General features: G+C 65.0%; 14 protein-coding genes. 4 read left to right on the top strand and 10 right to left on the bottom strand.

Features of this window, described 5'->3' with window-relative positions; translation table 11 throughout:
• Positions 1-87: 87 nt before the first annotated feature.
• The 3 genes from asd to ETQ85_RS02045 are packed head-to-tail and all read right to left on the bottom strand — an operon-like array spanning position 88 to position 1,652.
• Positions 88-933: an archaetidylserine decarboxylase gene (asd, locus tag ETQ85_RS02055; RefSeq protein WP_148577467.1), complete on the bottom strand. Its 846-nt coding sequence runs from the start codon at positions 931-933 to the stop codon at positions 88-90.
• A 47-nt stretch (positions 934-980) separates the two neighbouring features.
• Entirely contained in the window at positions 981-1,184 is a 204-nt protein-coding gene (locus ETQ85_RS02050; protein WP_148577466.1) for a heavy-metal-associated domain-containing protein, read from the bottom strand.
• Between the two features lie 18 nt (positions 1,185-1,202).
• Positions 1,203-1,652 (bottom strand): PACE efflux transporter, encoded by a 450-nt coding sequence (locus ETQ85_RS02045; protein WP_148577465.1) that lies wholly within the window; start codon positions 1,650-1,652, stop codon positions 1,203-1,205.
• 86 nt (positions 1,653-1,738) lie between these two features.
• On the opposite strand from ETQ85_RS02045, the gene ETQ85_RS02040 reads away from it, so the two are divergent.
• Together ETQ85_RS02040 and ETQ85_RS02035 are read left to right on the top strand one after the other, a co-directional pair.
• Positions 1,739-2,287, top strand: coding sequence for a DOMON-like domain-containing protein (locus tag ETQ85_RS02040; protein WP_148577464.1), 549 nt, complete (start codon positions 1,739-1,741; stop codon positions 2,285-2,287).
• Complete coding sequence (locus ETQ85_RS02035; protein ID WP_148577463.1) at positions 2,284-3,492, top strand: exo-beta-N-acetylmuramidase NamZ family protein; 1,209 nt, start codon at positions 2,284-2,286, stop codon at positions 3,490-3,492. The genes ETQ85_RS02040 and ETQ85_RS02035 overlap by 4 nt, the downstream gene beginning before the upstream one ends.
• A gap of 46 nt (positions 3,493-3,538) precedes the next feature.
• Here the strand turns inward: ETQ85_RS02035 and fliW are convergent, their stop codons facing one another.
• Entirely contained in the window at positions 3,539-3,985 is a 447-nt protein-coding gene (gene fliW, locus ETQ85_RS02030; protein WP_148577462.1) for a flagellar assembly protein FliW, read from the bottom strand.
• A gap of 219 nt (positions 3,986-4,204) precedes the next feature.
• The gene (locus ETQ85_RS02025) at positions 4,205-5,698 is read right to left on the bottom strand and encodes a DEAD/DEAH box helicase (protein WP_148577461.1); all 1,494 of its coding nucleotides are present in this window, start codon (positions 5,696-5,698) and stop codon (positions 4,205-4,207) included.
• 301 nt (positions 5,699-5,999) lie between these two features.
• On the opposite strand from ETQ85_RS02025, the gene ypfJ reads away from it, so the two are divergent.
• Positions 6,000-6,854, top strand: a complete 855-nt coding sequence (gene ypfJ, locus ETQ85_RS02020) for a KPN_02809 family neutral zinc metallopeptidase (protein ID WP_148577460.1) — start codon at positions 6,000-6,002, stop codon at positions 6,852-6,854.
• A 76-nt stretch (positions 6,855-6,930) separates the two neighbouring features.
• On the opposite strand, the gene ETQ85_RS02015 is transcribed toward ypfJ, so the two are convergent.
• From ETQ85_RS02015 to ETQ85_RS01995, 5 genes are all read right to left on the bottom strand, one after another.
• Complete coding sequence (locus ETQ85_RS02015) at positions 6,931-7,407, bottom strand: VOC family protein (RefSeq protein ID WP_148577459.1); 477 nt, start codon at positions 7,405-7,407, stop codon at positions 6,931-6,933.
• A 119-nt stretch (positions 7,408-7,526) separates the two neighbouring features.
• Entirely contained in the window at positions 7,527-8,246 is a 720-nt protein-coding gene (locus tag ETQ85_RS02010) for a response regulator transcription factor (protein ID WP_148577458.1), read from the bottom strand.
• Positions 8,243-10,309 carry a PAS-domain containing protein gene (locus tag ETQ85_RS02005; protein WP_148577457.1) on the bottom strand — a complete coding sequence of 689 codons (2,067 nt, stop codon included), beginning with the start codon at positions 10,307-10,309 and terminating at the stop codon, positions 8,243-8,245. Before ETQ85_RS02005 ends, ETQ85_RS02010 begins: the two co-directional genes overlap by 4 nt.
• A complete protein-coding gene (locus tag ETQ85_RS02000) occupies positions 10,306-12,441 on the bottom strand; it encodes a putative bifunctional diguanylate cyclase/phosphodiesterase (protein WP_222862026.1) in 2,136 nt (711 codons plus the stop codon). Before ETQ85_RS02000 ends, ETQ85_RS02005 begins: the two co-directional genes overlap by 4 nt.
• 1 nt (position 12,442) lies before the next feature.
• Complete coding sequence (locus ETQ85_RS01995) at positions 12,443-13,465, bottom strand: AraC family transcriptional regulator (protein WP_148577615.1); 1,023 nt, start codon at positions 13,463-13,465, stop codon at positions 12,443-12,445.
• A gap of 189 nt (positions 13,466-13,654) precedes the next feature.
• Between ETQ85_RS01995 and icmF the strand changes: the two genes are divergently transcribed.
• On the top strand, positions 13,655-16,921 hold the full coding sequence (icmF, locus tag ETQ85_RS01990; protein ID WP_148577456.1) for a fused isobutyryl-CoA mutase/GTPase IcmF: 3,267 nt from the start codon (positions 13,655-13,657) through the stop codon (positions 16,919-16,921).
• The last annotated feature ends 29 nt before the right edge of the window (positions 16,922-16,950 follow it).

Here is a 16,950-nt window from a genome sequence, read left to right as displayed (position 1 = left end):
GTGTCGTGTGGGTCGGACTTCAGTCCGACATCCCCTGGCTGATACGACAGTGTTGTCGGACTGAAGTCCGACCCACGGGGCCGGGCATCAGCGGCTGCCCATGGCTTCGCCCATGCGGATGGCGCGGGTCGGCGTCCATTCGGGGGTGAAGCGGAGGCGCTTCTTGGGGAAGAGCATGACGACCGTCGAGCCGAGCAGGAAGCGGCCCATTTCGTCGCCCTTTTTGAGCGTGACCTGGCCGGCGGCGTAGTCCCATTCCTGGATCTTGCCGGGGCGTGGCGGGTTGATCTGGCCGTGCCACACGGTGGCCATGCTGCCGACGATGGTGGCGCCGACGAGCACCAGCACGAAGGGGCCGATCTCGTCGTTCTCGAAGACGCACACCACGCGCTCGTTGCGGGCGAACAGGCCGGGTACGCCGCGGGCGGTGGTCGGGTTGACCGAAAACAGGGCGCCGGGGACGTAGATCATCCGCGTCAGGCGCCCGTCGCAGGGCATGTGGATGCGGTGGTAGTCGCGCGGGCTGAGGTAAAGGGTGGCGAACTCGCCGTCCTGAAACTGGATCGCCAGATCGCGGTCGCCGCCGACCAGCGCGTGGGTGGAGTAGCTGTGGCCCTTGGCCTGGAAGATCTGGTCGCGGTCGATGCGGCCGAACTGGCTGATGGCGCCGTCCACCGGGCAGAGGAAGTCGGCCTGGGCCAGCGGGCGGGCGCCGGCCTTGAGCGGGCGGGTGAAGAAGTCGTTGAAGCTCGGGTAGCTGGCGATGTCCGGATTGGCCGCCTCGGCCATGTTGACCCCGTAGCGGCCGACGAACCAGCGGATCACCGAGGTGGTGAGTCCGCCGGCTTTGGCGCTGGCCAGCTTGCCGGCCAGCACGGTGAGCGCCTGCTTGGGGATGAGGTATTGGGGAAGAACGGCAAGGCGGTCGGACACGGGGCAATCCTGGCTGAGGCGAAGCCGCGGATTATAGCCGGGCGCCTCTACTCCGTCGGAAAGCCGGCCTCTTCGATGGCCGAGCGGATGTCGCCTTCGGACACCATGGAGGTGTGTTCGATGCTGGCGGCGCCGGTTTCGATGGAGAGTTCCACGTGGCCGATGCAGGGCAGGTCCTGGATGGCGTTCATGACGGTGCGCAGGCAATCGTCGGACTGCATGCCGGTGATGATGAGGGTGGTGGTGGGCATGAGGGGGCTCCGGGTTGGTTAGTTGGCCGTTGCGGTAATGGGAAATACCCGGTCGTAGGCCAGGTTGAAGAAAAAGGCATACACAACGTAGAACAGGGCGAGGCCGATGTCGGCCACGAGGGCGGCCATCCAGCCCATGCCGGTCCATGCCATCACCACCGGCAGGCCCATCAGCAGGATGCCGCCTTCGAAGCCGAGGGCATGGGCGACGCGCAGCAGCCACGGGCGCTGGTCGGCCTGGCGCCCGGTGAGGCGCCCTTCGATCCAGTCGAAGCCGGTGTTGTAGGCGGCGTTCCAGAGGGTGGCGATCAGCGCCAGCACGAACATCAGGCCGGCGGCGTCCATGAAGGGCACGTCCGACAGCCACACGAAGGGCGGGGTGCTGAGCACGAGGCCGCCGATCTCGAAGAGGGCGACCTGGCGGGCACGATCACGCAGGTTGCGCTGGACAGGTTTGGAAATGGACATGAAGAAGCGACGATGGAGTGCGTGCAGTTTAACGCGCCGGGCGAGACCCGTTAAACTGCAGGGCCGATTTCACCTGTCGCCCTGCCATGCCTGATTCCCTTGTCCATGCCCTCGTCTGTCATCCGGCTGCGCCGGACGCTTGCGTGCGCGCCATTGGCGTATCGGCGCGGCGCGAGGCGGACGGCGCCTTGCTGCTGGGCTACCGGCTCGACGGCGATCCTGGCGCGCTGCGGATTCCCGACAGGGCGACGGCCCTGCCGCCGGAGCGCCTGTGGGCGCATACCTGTTTCGAGCTGTTCGTGACCGTGGACGGCGAGCGCGCCTACCGGGAGTTCAACTTCTCGCCCAACGGACAGTGGATGCGCTTCGATTTCGACGATTATCGCCAGCGCATTGCCTCGCCAGCAGGGCCGGCACCGCAGATTTCCCTGCGTGAGCCGTCCCGTTGCCTGGAACTGTCCGTGCGTCTGCCTGCCGAACTCCTGCCCGCCGGTGATCTGCTGGTCGGCCTGACCGCCGTCGTCGAACATGCCGACGGCAGCCATCGCTACTGGGCCCTGCGCCACCCGTCCGGTCAACCCGATTTTCACCATCGCGACGGTTTCGCCCTCGCCCTGAAAGCCCCTACACCATGATCCAGTTCGGCCTCGATCGCCTGCTTGCCGATCCTGCCCTGCGCCGCCCGCTGGCGGGCAAGCGGGTCGCCCTTCTCGCCCATCCGGCCTCTGTCACCCGCGACCTGGCCCATTCTCTTGACGCCCTCGCGGCGCTGCCGGACATCCAGTTGTCGGCGGCCTTCGGCCCCCAGCATGGCCTGCGCGGGGACAAGCAGGACAACATGGTCGAATCGTCCGATTTCTTCGATCCGCTGCACGGCATTCCGGTGTTCAGCCTGTATGGCGAGGTGCGCCGCCCGACGGCGACGATGATGGACCGCTTCGACGTGCTGCTGGTCGATCTGCAGGACCTCGGTTGCCGTATCTACACTTTCATCACCACGCTGCGCTACGTGCTGGAAGCCGCGGCCAAGCACAAGAAGGCCGTGTGGGTGCTGGATCGCCCGAATCCTGCCGGCCGTCCGGTGGAGGGCACGCTGCTGCTGCCCGGCTGGGAAAGTTTCGTCGGCGCCGGCCCGTTGCCGATGCGCCACGGTCTGACCATGGGCGAGCTGGCCCGCTGGTTCATTGCGACGCTCAAGCTGGATGTGGAGTGCGAGGTGATTTCCATGCAGGGCTGGGAGCCCGATGCGGCTCCCGGCTACGGTTGGCCGGTAGCCGAGCGGAGCTGGATCAATCCGAGCCCCAATGCGCCCAACCTGTCGATGGCGCGTGCCTACGCGGGTACCGTGATGCTGGAAGGGACGACGCTGTCGGAAGGTCGTGGCACCACGCGGCCGCTGGAGCTCTTCGGTGCACCGGACATCGAGGCGCGCAAGGTCATCGCCCACATGCAGGCCTTTGCGCCCAAGTGGCTGGCCGGTTGCCGCCTGCGCGAGTGCTGGTTCGAGCCTACGTTTCACAAGCACGCCGGCAAACTGTGCAGCGGGGTGCAGATTCACGTGGAAGACCCGGCCCATTACGATCACGCCGCATTTCGTCCGTGGCGTCTGCAGGCGCTGGCTTTCAAGGCGATCCGTCACTTGAACCGCGACTATCCCCTGTGGCGGGATTTTGCCTATGAGTACGAGCACGATCGCCTCGCCATCGATCTGATCAATGGTTCGGAAATCCTGCGGGAATGGGTGGATGACACCAACTCGCGCCCGGGTGATCTGGACGCGCTGGCCATGGCTGACGAGCGAAGCTGGGAAGAGGAACGGCGGGCGTTTTTACTGTACTGAAACCGTCAGCCCGGCGCGTCGGCCGGGGCTGACAGTGGGGCTGGCGTCAGGCGACGGCGTGCAGGGTGACGCGGGTGTCGACCCGGCCGATCACTTTTTGCAGGCCGCGGCGGGTGGTCGTGTTGACGACCAGCGGGGCCATCAGGTTGGCGCGTACCGGCGATTCGGCGGGGTTGCTGTCGGCGGCATCGTTGTGGCGCACGATCAGCAGCAGGCTGACGTCATCGGGATTGGTCAGTTGCAGGGCCGCGACTTCGTCGTCGCTGAGGGTGAACTCGTAGTTGAGGCCGAGCACGTCCGGGGTGGTTACCGAGAACATGACGTCCGGATCGTTCAGGGATTGCAGCATGAAGGCCTGGGGTGCTTCGCTGCCTTCGTCATGCAGCAGGGTGAACTGGCGGCAGGCTTCAAAGCCTGGCAGGCCGGCCGGAAACTCGATGATGCGATCAGATGAGACTTCAACTTCGCCGACGATGGGACTGGTGATTTTCATGGTTTTTCCCCCTTTGGAAATCTGGCCGATGCGGATGTGATTTTCCGGTCCGGCATGACTGTTCCATCATAGACGGGGGGCGCCCGATCAGCATTGGGAATTGAGGGGTCTTTGCCCGGCTTTCCTTGGTACAGACTGGATGTTGCCAGCATGAAAAAGGGCGCCCGCAGGCGCCCTTGGCATTGAAAGGTCCGGCACGCCGGACCAGATCAATATGACTTACCGGTCGCGATTGAAGGTGCGACCTGCACGCGGCTTGCCCGCTGCACCTTCACTGCGTGCGCCGCCGAAGCCGCCGCCTGCATTGTGGTGAGTGGAGCTGCGCTTGGCCACGTGGGGGAACTCGGTACGATGTTCCGGGTGACGCGGGGCGCTGGGGGCGTCGCTGCGACGGCCTTCGCTGGCCCACGGGCTGGCGGGGCGACCTTCGCCACGCGGGGCGTCGTTGCCGAAACGGCCGCCGGCGGACGGACGCTTGTTGTCGCCGAAGCGCGGGCCGTTGCCGAAGCTGCGGCCACCTTCACGACGCGGGCCGTTGCCACCACCCGGACGACGGTCGTCGGCGGGCATGGTCGAACGGGCTTCCAGACCGGGCAGGGTATGCACGGCCAGGGGCTGACGGGTGAAACGCTCGATGGCGCGCAGCAGACGCACGTCACGACGCTCGGCCAGGCTGATGGCGATGCCGTTGGAGCCGCCGCGGCCGGTACGGCCAATGCGGTGCACGTAGTCGGCAGCAACCTTGGGCAGGTCGTAGTTGATCACGTGGCTGATGGTGCGCACGTCGATGCCGCGGGCGGCAACGTCGGTGGCGATCAGGACACGCAGGTGGCCACGACGCAGCTGGTCGAGGGTGCGGGTACGCATGCGCTGGTTCATGTCGCCGTGCAGGGCGGCAACCGAGTGGCCTTGCGCCTCAAGATTGAGGGTCAGGGCGTCGGCGTCACGCTTGGTGGCGGTGAACACGATGGCTTGTTCCACGGCGGTATCGCGCAGGATGCCGTCGAGCAGGCGGTTCTTGTGACCGATGTCATCGGCCACCAGCAGACGCTGTTCGATGTTCTCGTGGCGGGACTGGGCGGAGTTGATCTCGATCCGTTCCGGGTCCTTCAGCATGCGTTGCATCATGCGCGCAACCTGGCCATCAACGGTGGCCGAGAAGAACAGGGTCTGGCGATCCTTCGGCAGCGCGGCAACGATGGCCTCGATGTCGTCCACGAAGCCCATGTCGAGCATGCGGTCGGCTTCGTCGAGGATCAGCACTTCGAGGCGCGAGAAGTCGATGCGGCCACGGTTCATCTGGTCCATCAGGCGGCCGGGGGTCGCCACGAGGATTTCGTAGGGGCTGGTGAGGAGCTTGTTCTGCACCGGGTAGGGCATGCCGCCGACAACGCTGACAGCCTTGGCGTAGCGCATGTGCTTGCCGTAGCCCTTGGCGGCTTCGGTAACCTGCACGGCGAGTTCGCGGGTCGGGGTGAGAACCAGCACGCGGGGGCCGCGAGCCTTGATGACCGGTTCGGCGGTCAGGCGCTGCAGGGACGGCAGCATGAAGGCTGCAGTCTTGCCGGAGCCGGTCTGGCTGGAGACGATCAGATCCTTGCCGGCGAGGGCGGCCGGAATGGCGGCGGCCTGTACGTCGGTGGCTTCGGTGTAGCCGGCTTCGTTAACGGCTTTGACAATATTCTCGGACAGGCCGAGGCTGGCGAAATCCATGTTCGCTTCCTTATCTTTAGGTATTGCGGATGCGGTGCCCGCGAAGAAAAAACGGCAACGCGTCGCCGCGCAGTGAATGCGCGCAACAGTAGGGCTGCCTGACTGGCATATCGGCACTAACCGATCAGGACAACCTCTCGTCGAATACGGGAGATATAAGAAGGTCAGGGACGATGTGACTCGGTGCGAACCGCTTTGCACCGGACCGACAACTATAACGATAATGTGGTCGCGACACAAGGGGAATGTTGCGCTGCAAAAACTGAGGTATAACAGGGTCTTCAGGACAGACGGGGGTTTTATGCGTTTTGACAACAGCCGGGAGAGCGATAACGTCGAGGACCGGCGCGGCGGCGGTGGCCGATCTGTTGGCGGGCGGGGAATCGGCATCGGCACCATCGTGCTGGCATTGGTGGCGATGTATTTCGGCGTGGATCCGAGCGTCGTGCTGAACCAGGCGACCAACGGTCCGGCACCGAGTGCGGTGTCGCGCCCGGCGGGCCCGCCGGCCAACGATGCCGAGGCGAAGTTCGTGCGTCATGTGCTGGCGGAAACCGAGGACACCTGGGCGCAGATCTTCAAGGATAACGGCAAGCAGTACGCTGCGCCGACCCTGGTGCTGTTCGAAGGCCGGACGCCTACCGCCTGTGGCACCGGGCAATCGGCGATGGGGCCGTTCTACTGCCCGGGCGACCAGAAGGTGTACATCGACCTGGCTTTCTACCAGGAGCTGAAATCCCGCTACAAGGCGCCGGGCGACTTCGCCCAGGCGTATGTGATTGCCCATGAGGTGGGCCATCACGTGCAGAACCTGCTGGGAATTTCCGGCAAGGTGCAGGCGGCGCGCCAGCGTGCCGGCGAGCGGGAGGCCAATGCCCTGTCGGTGCGTCTGGAGCTGCAGGCCGATTGCCTGGCCGGCGTGTGGGCCAAGAACGCCGATGCGGCGCGCAATATTCTTGAGGCCGGCGATGTGGAGGAGGCGCTGGCTGCGGCTTCAGCCATCGGAGACGACAATCTCCAGAAGCAGGCTCAGGGTTACGCGGTGCCGGACAGCTTTACGCATGGTTCGGCCGAGCAGCGCATGCGCTGGTTCAAGCGCGGGATGGCATCGGGCCAGCTGGGCGTGTGCAACACCTTCCAGTCGAAGGCGCTGTAGCCGGTTGATGATGGGTATATGGAAAGGGGCCGGTCCTTCATCGAAAGACCGGCCCCTTGTGCTGCGTGCCCGGTGATCAGCCTGCCAGCCTGGCGAATGCGTCGATCACTTCCGGCGGCGCCTGGACCAGCTCGATCAGCACGCCTTCGCCACCAATGGGGAATTCTTCGTTGCCCTTGGGGTGGAGGAAGGTGATGTCGAAACCGGCGGCGCCCTTGCGGATGCCGCCCGGTGCAAAGCGCACGCCGTTGGCGCCGAGCCATTCGACGGCCTTGGGCAGATCGTCGATCCACAGGCCCACGTGGTTCAGCGGGGTGGTGTGCACGGCGGGCTTCTTGTCGGGGTCGAGGGGCTGCATCAGGTCGACTTCGACCTTGAACGGGCCCTTGCCCATGGCGGTGATGTCTTCGTCCACGTTTTCGCGCTCGGAGACGAAGTTTCCGGTCACTTCGAGGCCGAACATATCGACCCACAGGGTGCGCAGGCGGTCTTTCGACGGGCCGCCGATGGCGATCTGCTGGACGCCGAGGACTTTGAACGGTCTTGTTGTCATGCTGGGTTTCCCTCCCTAGTAAGAGGCCGCATTTTACGGGAAGTGAACCCGTGGGTCGGACTTTAGTCCGACTCCGCTGGTTGAACGCGTGCTGTCGGACTGAAGTCCGACCCACAGGTTTACTCCCAGACCACCGATGCACACAGCAGGTAGCCGGCGCCATATACCGTCTTGATGATCTTCGGATCTTGCGGATCGTCTTCGAGTTTGCGGCGCAGGCGCGAGATGCGTACGTCGATGCTGCGATCGAAAGGGTCGAGGTCGCGTTCGCCGATGAGCTGCTCGCGGGTCAGGATCTTGTTGGGGCGCTTGAGCAGGGTTTGCAGCAGCGCGGCCTCGGCGGCCGACAGGGACACTTCGCGGCCGTCTTCGGCCGTGAGGCTGAGGCGGCCGATGTCGAAGTGCCAGCCGCTGAAGCGGACGCCTGCGTAACCGCTCGGCTCGCTGGCGGCGGCCTTCTGATAGCGGCGCAGGATGGAGCGCACGCGGGCGACCAGCTCGCGCGGCTCGAAGGGTTTGACCAGATAGTCGTCGGCACCGAGTTCGAGGCCGAGCACCCGGTCAGTGAGGCCGTCGCGGCCGGTGAGGATCAGTGCGGCGCAGGGGTGTTGCTCCTGCAGCTCGCGCAGTACCTGCAGGCCGTCCATGTCGGGCAGGCCGAGGTCGAGAATGGCCAGTTCGGGCTGGACCCGCCGGGTGCGTGCGAGCAGGCCCCGGCCGCTGCCGAAGGTTTCGGTGCGAAAACCGTATTCGGCGAGGGTGCTGGCAATCAGGCGGGCGATGTCGGCTTCGTCTTCGACAATGAAGATGAGGGGACTGTCGTGGTCGGGGTTTGTCATGGGGCCGGATTCTCCGGGTAGTCGAGCGTGGCGAGGGCGCCGGCGAGGGCGGCCCGGTCGAAGGGCTTGCGCAGGGTGGGAATCTCCGGCGTGCCGGCGGGGGCTTCGCCGGTGGCGTAGCCGGTGATCAGGAGGATCGGCAGGTGGGGCCGGAGTTGCCGGGTGAAGGCCGCCAGTTCGCGTCCGCCGAGGCCGGGCATGATGGTGTCGGAGACCAGCAGGGCGATGTCTTCGACGGCGTCGAGCATGGCTTTTGCCTCGATGCCGTTGCCGGCTTCAAGTACCGGGTAGCCCAGTTCGGTGAGCTGCTGGCGGATCACCTTGCGCACTTCGGGTTCGTCCTCCACCAGGAGCACCAGGCGCTGTTCGTTGGCGACGCTGGTCGCGGCGGGGCGGAGGGGTTCCGGGACGGGGGCGGGGGCGTCGGTCATCGGTACGATGAAGCGCACGTTGGTGCCCTTGCCCGGGGTGCTGAGAATGCGGATGTTGCCGCCCGACTGGCGAATGAAGCCATACACCATGGGCAGGCCGAGGCCGCTGCCGGCGCCGAAGGCCTTGGTGGTGAAGAAGGGCTCGAAGAGGCGTGGCAGGAGTTCCGGCGCAATGCCGGTACCGGTGTCGGAGACGTCGAACTGCACGTAGTCGCCGGCCGGCACTTCAACAAGCAGGGCGAGGCTGCTGGAAACGTGGCGGCGCGCCACCGCGATGGTCAGCTCGCCGCCCTCGGGCATCGCGTCGCGGGCGTTGATGGCCAGGTTGAGGAGGGCGTTTTCGAGCTGGTGCGGGTCGACCAGCGCATGAAGCTTTTCGGTGGGCAGGTCGAGGTGGATGTGGATGCGCTCGGTGAGGGAGCGCGACAGCAACTGGGTCATGCCGTGCACCAGCGCACCGACTTCCACCGGGCAGGGCGCCAGCGGCTGCTGGCGCGAGAAGGTGAGCAGGCGGCGGATCAGTTCGGTGCCGCGGCGGGCCGCCGACAGGGCCGGTTCCAGGTAGTCGTCGAAGCCCTGGTGGGCGGGCAGTTTGTCCTTCAGCGTGGCCAGGTTGCCGGTGATGATGGTGAGCAGGTTGTTGAAGTCGTGGGCGAGTCCGCCGGTGAGCTGGCCGACGGCTTCCATCTTCTGGGCCTGGATCAGCGCGGCCTGGCTGGCCTTTTGTTCGGTGATGTCGATGGACAGCACGAAGAAGCCCTGTACGCCGCCGGCAATCGAGGCTTCCGGTACCACCGCGCTGCGGGCATATACCTGGCGGCCGTCGGCGTTGGTGCGCGAGTACTCGTAGCTGACCTGCTCGCCACTGGCGGCCTGCTCGAGATACGGCTTGATCTGGATATAGGCTTCGGGCCCGAAGACTTCGGCGATGCTGCGCCCGACGATGCTCTCCTTGTTGGCGCCGAACCACTGGGCGTAGCCCTTGTTGGCGAAGAGATAGTGTTCGCCGGCGTCCACGTAGGCGATCAGTGCCGGAATGGCGTCCATGATGAGGCGCAGGCGTTCTTCGCTGCGGGCCAGCTGGGCAGCCACGTTGTCGAGGCGGGTGGTGGCCGCTTCGAGTTCGGCGGTGCGGGCGCGCACGCGGGTTTCCAGGTCGGCGTTCTGGCTTTCGATGAGCTGTTCGTAGCGGCGCTGTTCGGTGACATCGGTCCACAGGGTGACGAAGCCCAGGTTGGGAATCGGCACGCCACGGATCGACAGGACCTGCCCGTTGGGGCGGGTGCGTTCGGCGTTGTGGGGCTGGAAGGCGCGAACGGCGGCCATGCGTTCGGCTACCAGACGTTCGACTTCGGCGTCGCTGCGCGCGCTGCCGCCGTACTCGCCGCGCTTGACGTTGAAGCGCACGAAGGCCTCGAAAGGCGTGCCGACGCGCACCATGTCTTCGGGAAAGTCGAGCAGGCGCAGCAGGGCCTTGTTCCAGGTAACCAGCTTGGGCGTGGCGTCGAAGACCGCGATGGCCTGGTCGAGGAGGTCGAAGCCGGCCAGCAGCAGGTCGTAGCGGCGCAGCTCTTCAGGGGTGCCGGGGCGGGTGCCCGGTGTGCCGGTCGGGATGGCGAGGCGGGAGGTCATGCGTGCCACCGGGCGATGAAGTCGAAGAAGGCCGCCTCGGGCAGGGCCGGCGAGAACAGGTAGCCCTGGGCGAAGTCGCAGCCGGCAGCAGTGAGGCGTTCGCGCTGGGCTTCGGTTTCGACGCCTTCGGCGACTACCTGCAGGTCGAGCTTGTGGGCCATGGCGATGATCGCCTCGGTGATCGCCAGATCGCTCGGGTCGGTGGTGAGGTCGCGGATGAAGGAGCGGTCGATCTTCAGGTTGTCGATGTCCATGCGCTTGAGGTAGGCCATGGCCGAGTAGCCGGTGCCGAAGTCATCGATGGAGATCTGGATGCCGGCAGCGCTCAGGCGGCTGAGCTGGGCGGTGACGCCGGGATGCTCGTCGAGGAGCAGGCCTTCGGTGATTTCGAGGGCGATGCACGAGCCCGGCAGGCCGAGGCTGTCCAGGTTGTCGAGCAGGCTTTCGAGGGAGCGGCCCTTCACAAACTGGCGCGGCGAGGCGTTGACGGCGATCTGGATGGGGCCGGGCTGGTTCTGTGTGTCCGGCGTGCGTTCGCGCCAGCGCAGTGCCGCAGCGGTGGCTTCCTGAAAAACCCAGGTGCCAATGGCGTCGATGAGGCCGAGTTCCTCGGCCACCGGGATGAACTCGGCTGGCGGGATCGGCCCGCGTTCCGGGTGCATCCAGCGCAGCAGGGCTTCGGCCTTGTAGATGCGTCCGCTGGCCAGATCCAGGATGGGCTGGTAGTGCAGCGACAGCTGACCTTCGCCGAGGGCGCTGCGCAGGTCCTTGCCGAGCTGCAGGCGCTGCAAGGCGTTTTCCTGCATGGACGGGGAGAAGTAGCAGAAACGGCTCCGGCCCTCGTCCTTGGCGTGGTACATGGCCTGGTCGGCGTTTTTCAGGATGTCGGCGGGCGTCTCCGCATCCTTCGGAAAGAGGGTGATGCCGATGCTGGCCGACACATAGGCGATGTCGGCGCCCAGATGGAAGGGCTGGTGCAGGGCCTGCAGGATGTCTTCGGCGATCCGTTCGATCGGTGCCCGCTCGGACAGGCCGGGGAGCAGCACGGTGAACTCGTCGCCCCCCTGGCGGGCCACGGTGTCCGAGCCGCGCACGCAGCCCACGACCCGGCGGGCGGCTTCCACCAGCAGGTGATCGCCCGCTTCGTGGCCGAGGGTGTCGTTCACTTCCTTGAAACGATCGAGGTCGATGAACAGCACCGCCACGCAGTCGTGGTTCCGGGTAGCCTTCTTCATCAGTTCGGCCAGGCGGTCGTTGAGCAGGCGCCGGTTGGGCAGGCCGGTGAGGGGATCGTAATTGGCCTGCATCCAGATCAGGGCTTCGGTCTGCTTGCGCTCGGTGATGTCGGTGATGACACCCACCAGCCCGCCCAGGCGGCCATCGGCCTTGAAGTAGGTGGCCTTGTTGAAGATGACGTCACGGCGGACACCATCGGCGGATTCCACCGAGGCTTCATAGGTCTGCACGCCCGGATGGTCGAACAGGGTCTGGTCGGCTTCGTGGTAACGGGCCGCCAGGTCCGGCGGAGCGATGTCGAACACCGAGCGGCCGATCAGCTCGCTGCGGGCCCGTCCATTGAAGGTTTCGAAGGCTTTGTTGCAGCCCAGGTAGCGGGCCTGCTCGTCCTTGAAAAACAGCGGGCTGGGAATCGCCTCGATGAGTTGCCCGATGAAGCTGAGCTGTTCGGTCGCCGTACGTTCGGCGGCACCGCGGGCGGTGATGTCTACCAGCATGCCGATGATGGCCGGGCGGCCTTCGAACTGGGTGCGGTTGCCGAAGACTTCGAGTTCGATCAGTTCCCCGTTGCGGTGCCGGCCTTGAAAGGTGTAGTGAGCGGTGTCAGTGATCCCGTTGATGCGGTTGGCAATGGCGTTCAGTACTTTCGGCACGTCCTCTTCGGCGATCAGCGCCCTGGGGCCGATATGGCCGCAAATATCGGCCTGCGAGTAGCCGAACATTTCCGCAAAGCGTGGATTGACGTAGCGAAACAACTCGTCCTGGATGATGTAAACCCCGACCAGCGCATTGCGCAGCAGTCCGAGAAAGAGTCCGTCCGCTTCGCGGATCAGGTCTTCGGTGAGGGGTTCCAGGGTGATGTTCATGGGGCGGTCGATCTGTGGGAAGCGCGTCATTCTAAGGTTTGTCCTGGCCGGCTTGCGGAGTGCTGATGGCCAGCTGCTTGCGGTAGCGTTCCGGCGACATGCCGGTCCAGCTGGTGAAGGCCCGGTAAAACGCCGAGGTGTCGGCATAGCCGAGATCGGTCGCGACCTGGGCGATGGATTGGCGGGTCTTGGTCAGGCGGGCCAGGGCCATGTCGCGCCGCAGGGCCTCCTTGATGCCCCGGTAGCTGGAGCCTTCCTCTTCCAGGCGGCGGTGCAGCGTGCGCGGTGACATGTGCAGGCGGTCGGCGACCTCGTCCTGCGACAGGCTGGCTGGCAGGGCATGGCGGATCAGGTCACGGACGCGGGTCACGGTGTTGCGGTCGCGCCGGTAGAGCATGCTGATCTTGCCCGGCGCGCCTTCCAGAAAACTCGCCAGCGCCGCTTCGTCGCGGCGAATCGGCAGATCGAGCAGTGTCGCGTTGAAGCGGGCCACCAGCAGGCTGCCATCGACGAAGCCCGAACGTTCGGTGTACACCAGTGCGTAGTCGTCCGCGTGGTCGGGGCGCGTGAACGGAAAATCCACCGAATCGAGCGCCAGCCCACGCCCGGCCAGCCAGCATGACAGGCTGTGCAGCAGGCGCAGCAGCCATTCGAAGGCGAAGACGCGGGCCGGATCGTCCGGGTTTGAGGTGAGCGGGGTGACTTCGACGATGTGCAGCTCGGCCCGGTCGCCGTGGCGGTGCACGCTGACAGCCAGGTCGGGCAGGACGATGGCCAGGAAGCGCCGGGCCCGGTCGAGGGCGTCAGCCAATGTGGGGGCGCCGAGCATGCCGCGGCACAGGAATTCGAAGCTCCCCGGACGCATGTGGCTGGCGAACAGGCCGAAGCCTTCGTCTTCCAGTTCGTCGATGACCAGGTTGTAGAGGGTGGCGTAGCGATCCACCGGCACCCGGCTGGCCGCGTCTGCAAGATCGATGTCCAGTCCGGCGAGGAGTGGAAGCGGGTTTTTGTTGCGACGCAGCATGCCGGATAACATGCCTGTCACGAAACCCATTGAAACCGTGGCATGTTTGCGGGCGTGGGTGGTCGACAAGGGCTTCGGTGCTCCAGCAGGGGACAGGAAAAGGGTATTCAATGCAGCTTGGCGGATTTTGCACGAATCCCGTCAGCAACGGCAATGGTCAAGACGCCGGGCGACTCCTACTATGTGGGGATCGAACAACATGATGTGGAGGAGACACCCATGACCGACCTGAGCGTTGCCAAGAAACTCGTCGTTTACAAGCCCAAGAACAAGGTGCGTTTTGTCACCGCAGCGGCGCTATTCGATGGCCACGACGCGTCGATCAACATCATGCGGCGGATTCTTCAATCCACCGGCTCCGAGGTTATCCACCTCGGCCACAACCGCTCGGTCGGCGAGATCGTCAATGCGGCGCTGCAGGAAGACGTGCAGGGCATCGCGATCACCTCCTACCAGGGCGGTCACGTGGAGTTCTTCAAGTACATGATCGACCTGCTGCGTGAGAACGGCGGCGAGAATATCAAGGTTTTCGGTGGCGGCGGCGGCGTGATCGTGCCCTCCGAAATCAAGGAACTCCACGACTACGGCGTGACCCGCATCTACTCGCCCGAAGACGGTGCCGTGCTGGGCCTGCAGGGCATGATCAATGACCTCGTCGAGCGTTGCGACGTGGATCTGACCAGCGTCGGCCCGCAGGGCGCCGATGCCGTGGTGGCCACGCTCAAGTCGGGCGACCGTCGCGCGCTGGCCCACATCATCACCGGCCTCGAAAACGGCGCTTATGGCGACGACGTCAAGAAGGCGCTGGTCGAGGCTGCCAAGGCCCTCAAGGTGCCGACCCTCGGCATCACCGGCACCGGCGGCGCCGGCAAGTCGTCGCTCACCGATGAGCTCGTGCGTCGTCTGCGTCTCGACCAGGAAGACAAGCTCAAGCTCGCCATCGTCTCCATCGATCCGTCGCGCAAGCGCACCGGCGGCGCGCTCTTGGGCGACCGCATCCGCATGAATGCCATCGAGCATCCGAACATCTTCATGCGCTCGCTGGCCACCCGCGACACCGGCTCCGAGATCTCCGCCGCACTGCCCGAAGTCATCGCCGCCACCAAGCTGGCCGGCTTCGACATGATCATCGTCGAGACCTCCGGCATCGGCCAGGGCAACGCCGCCATCGTCCCCTTCGTCGATGTGTCGCTGTACGTGATGACCCCCGAGTTCGGCGCCGCCAGCCAGCTCGAGAAGATCGACATGCTCGACTTCGCCGATTTCGTGGCCATCAACAAGTTCGACCGCAAGGGCGCCGAAGACGCGCTGCGCGATGTTCGCAAGCAATACCAGCGCAACCGCGAATTGTTCACCACGCCCACCGAGCAGATGCCGGTGTTTGGCACCATGGCGGCCCGTTTCAACGATGACGGCGTGACTGCCCTGTACCAGGCCCTCGCCCCGGCGCTGGCCGCCAAGGGTCTCAAGCTGGCCAAGGCCAAGCTGCCGCTGGTGGCCGTCAAGGCCTCCAGCCGCGGCCGTGCCATCGTGCCCGCCGAGCGTACCCGTTACCTGGCCGAGATCGCCGAAGCGGTGCGCGGCTACCACAAGCACACCCTCGAGCAATCCCGCGTTGCCCGCGAGCGTCAGGCCCTGCGCATTTCCAAGGGTCTGTTTGAAGGCTGCAAGAAAGACGCCGGCTCCTTCGCCGAGCTGATCGAATGGAAGGACGGCGAACTCACCGGCACCTCCAAAAAGCTTCTCGACATGTGGCCGAAGACCGTCGAGCTGTACGCCGCCGACGAGTACGTGGTGAAGATCCGCGACAAGGAAATCCGCACCGTCCTGACGTCCGAATCCCTGTCCGGCAGCAAGATCCGCAAGGTTGCCCTGCCGACCTACGAGGACGAAGGCGAGACGCTCAAGTTCCTGATGAAGGAAAACGTCCCCGGCTCCTTCCCCTACACCGCCGGCGTGTTCGCCTTCAAGCGCGAAGGGGAAGACCCCACCCGGATGTTCGCCGGTGAAGGCGACGCCTTCCGCACCAACCGCCGCTTCAAGCGCGTCTCTGAAGGCATGCCGGCGCATCGCCTTTCCACCGCCTTCGACTCGGTGACGCTCTACGGTTGCGACCCCGACCCGCGTCCGGACATCTACGGCAAGATCGGCAACTCCGGCGTGTCCATCGCCACCCTCGATGACATGAAGGTGCTGTACGACGGCTTCGACCTGGTGAACCCCACCACCTCCGTGTCGATGACCATCAACGGCCCGGCGCCGATCATTCTGGCGATGTTCTTCAACACCGCGCTGGAGCAGCAACTCACCAAGTTCCGCGCCCAGAACGACCGCGAGCCGACCGACGACGAAGTCCAGAAGATCCGCGAATGGACCCTGTCCAGCGTGCGCGGCACCGTGCAGGCCGATATCCTGAAGGAAGACCAGGGCCAGAACACCTGCATCTTCAGCACCGAGTTCGCCCTCAAGATGATGGGCGACATCCAGGAGTTCTTCGTCCATAACCAGGTCCAGAACTTCTACTCGGTGTCGATTTCCGGCTATCACATCGCCGAAGCCGGCGCCAACCCGATCAGCCAGCTGGCCTTCACCCTGTCCAACGGCTTCACCTACGTGGAAAGCTATCTGGCCCGTGGCATGCAGATCGATGACTTCGCGCCCAACCTGTCCTTCTTCTTCAGCAACGGCATGGACCCGGAATATTCGGTGATCGGCCGCGTCGCCCGCCGCATCTGGGCCGTGGCGATGAAGAACAAGTACGGCGCCAACGAGCGCAGCCAGAAGCTGAAGTACCACATCCAGACTTCCGGCCGTTCGCTGCACGCCCAGGAGATGGACTTCAACGACATCCGCACCACGCTGCAGGCGCTGATCGCCATTTACGACAACTGCAACTCGCTGCACACCAACGCCTACGACGAAGCGATCACCACGCCGACCGAGGAGTCCGTGCGCCGCGCCATGGCCATCCAGCTGATCATCAACCGCGAATGGGGCCTCGCCAAGAACGAAAACCCCAACCAGGGCGCCTTCATCATCGAAGAACTCACCGACCTGGTGGAAGAAGCGGTGCTCAAGGAATTCGAAGCCATCAGCTCCCGCGGCGGCGTGCTCGGTGCCATGGAAACCGGCTTCCAGCGCGGCAAGATCCAGGAAGAGTCGCTCTACTACGAGCACAAGAAGCACGACGGCTCCTACCCGATCATCGGCGTGAACACCTTCCTGAACCCCAAGGGCATGGCCCAGCAGGAAATCGAACTGGCCCGTTCGTCTGAGGAAGAAAAGCAGGGTCAGCTCAACCGCCTGGCCGACTTCCAGGCCCGCAACGCCGATCAGGCTCCCAAGTGGCTGGCCCTGCTCAAGCAGACCGTCATCGAAAACGGCAACGTGTTTGCCGTGCTGGTGGAAGCGGTGAAGTTCTGCTCGCTGGGGCAGATCACCACGGCGCTGTACGACGTGGGTGGGCAGTACCGCCGCAGCATGTAAGGCTATAAAAAGAGACCCTCGACAAGAGG

Origin of the sequence: Zoogloea oleivorans (assembly GCF_008107625.1) — a bacterium.
GTDB classification, from domain to species: Bacteria; Pseudomonadota; Gammaproteobacteria; order Burkholderiales; family Rhodocyclaceae; genus Zoogloea; species Zoogloea oleivorans.
This window is presented reverse-complemented; position numbering and strand designations above follow the sequence as displayed.

Excerpts from the sequence above, each read along its gene's own strand:
- ETQ85_RS02000 (WP_222862026.1), bottom strand. The coding sequence starts at position 12,441 with ATGACGCGCTTCCCACAGATCGACCGCCCCATGAACATCACCCTGGAA.
- ETQ85_RS02015 (WP_148577459.1), bottom strand. The coding sequence starts at position 7,407 with ATGACAACAAGACCGTTCAAAGTCCTCGGCGTCCAGCAGATCGCCATC.
- ETQ85_RS02010 (WP_148577458.1), bottom strand. The coding sequence starts at position 8,246 with ATGACAAACCCCGACCACGACAGTCCCCTCATCTTCATTGTCGAAGAC.
- ETQ85_RS02025 (WP_148577461.1), bottom strand. The coding sequence starts at position 5,698 with ATGGATTTCGCCAGCCTCGGCCTGTCCGAGAATATTGTCAAAGCCGTT.
- ETQ85_RS02005 (WP_148577457.1), bottom strand. The coding sequence starts at position 10,309 with ATGACCTCCCGCCTCGCCATCCCGACCGGCACACCGGGCACCCGCCCC.
- ETQ85_RS02045 (WP_148577465.1), bottom strand. The coding sequence starts at position 1,652 with ATGTCCATTTCCAAACCTGTCCAGCGCAACCTGCGTGATCGTGCCCGC.
- fliW (WP_148577462.1), bottom strand. The coding sequence starts at position 3,985 with ATGAAAATCACCAGTCCCATCGTCGGCGAAGTTGAAGTCTCATCTGAT.
- icmF (WP_148577456.1), top strand. The coding sequence starts at position 13,655 with ATGACCGACCTGAGCGTTGCCAAGAAACTCGTCGTTTACAAGCCCAAG.
- ypfJ (WP_148577460.1), top strand. The coding sequence starts at position 6,000 with ATGCGTTTTGACAACAGCCGGGAGAGCGATAACGTCGAGGACCGGCGC.
- ETQ85_RS02035 (WP_148577463.1), top strand. The coding sequence starts at position 2,284 with ATGATCCAGTTCGGCCTCGATCGCCTGCTTGCCGATCCTGCCCTGCGC.
- ETQ85_RS01995 (WP_148577615.1), bottom strand. The coding sequence starts at position 13,465 with ATGGGTTTCGTGACAGGCATGTTATCCGGCATGCTGCGTCGCAACAAA.
- ETQ85_RS02040 (WP_148577464.1), top strand. The coding sequence starts at position 1,739 with ATGCCTGATTCCCTTGTCCATGCCCTCGTCTGTCATCCGGCTGCGCCG.
- ETQ85_RS02050 (WP_148577466.1), bottom strand. The coding sequence starts at position 1,184 with ATGCCCACCACCACCCTCATCATCACCGGCATGCAGTCCGACGATTGC.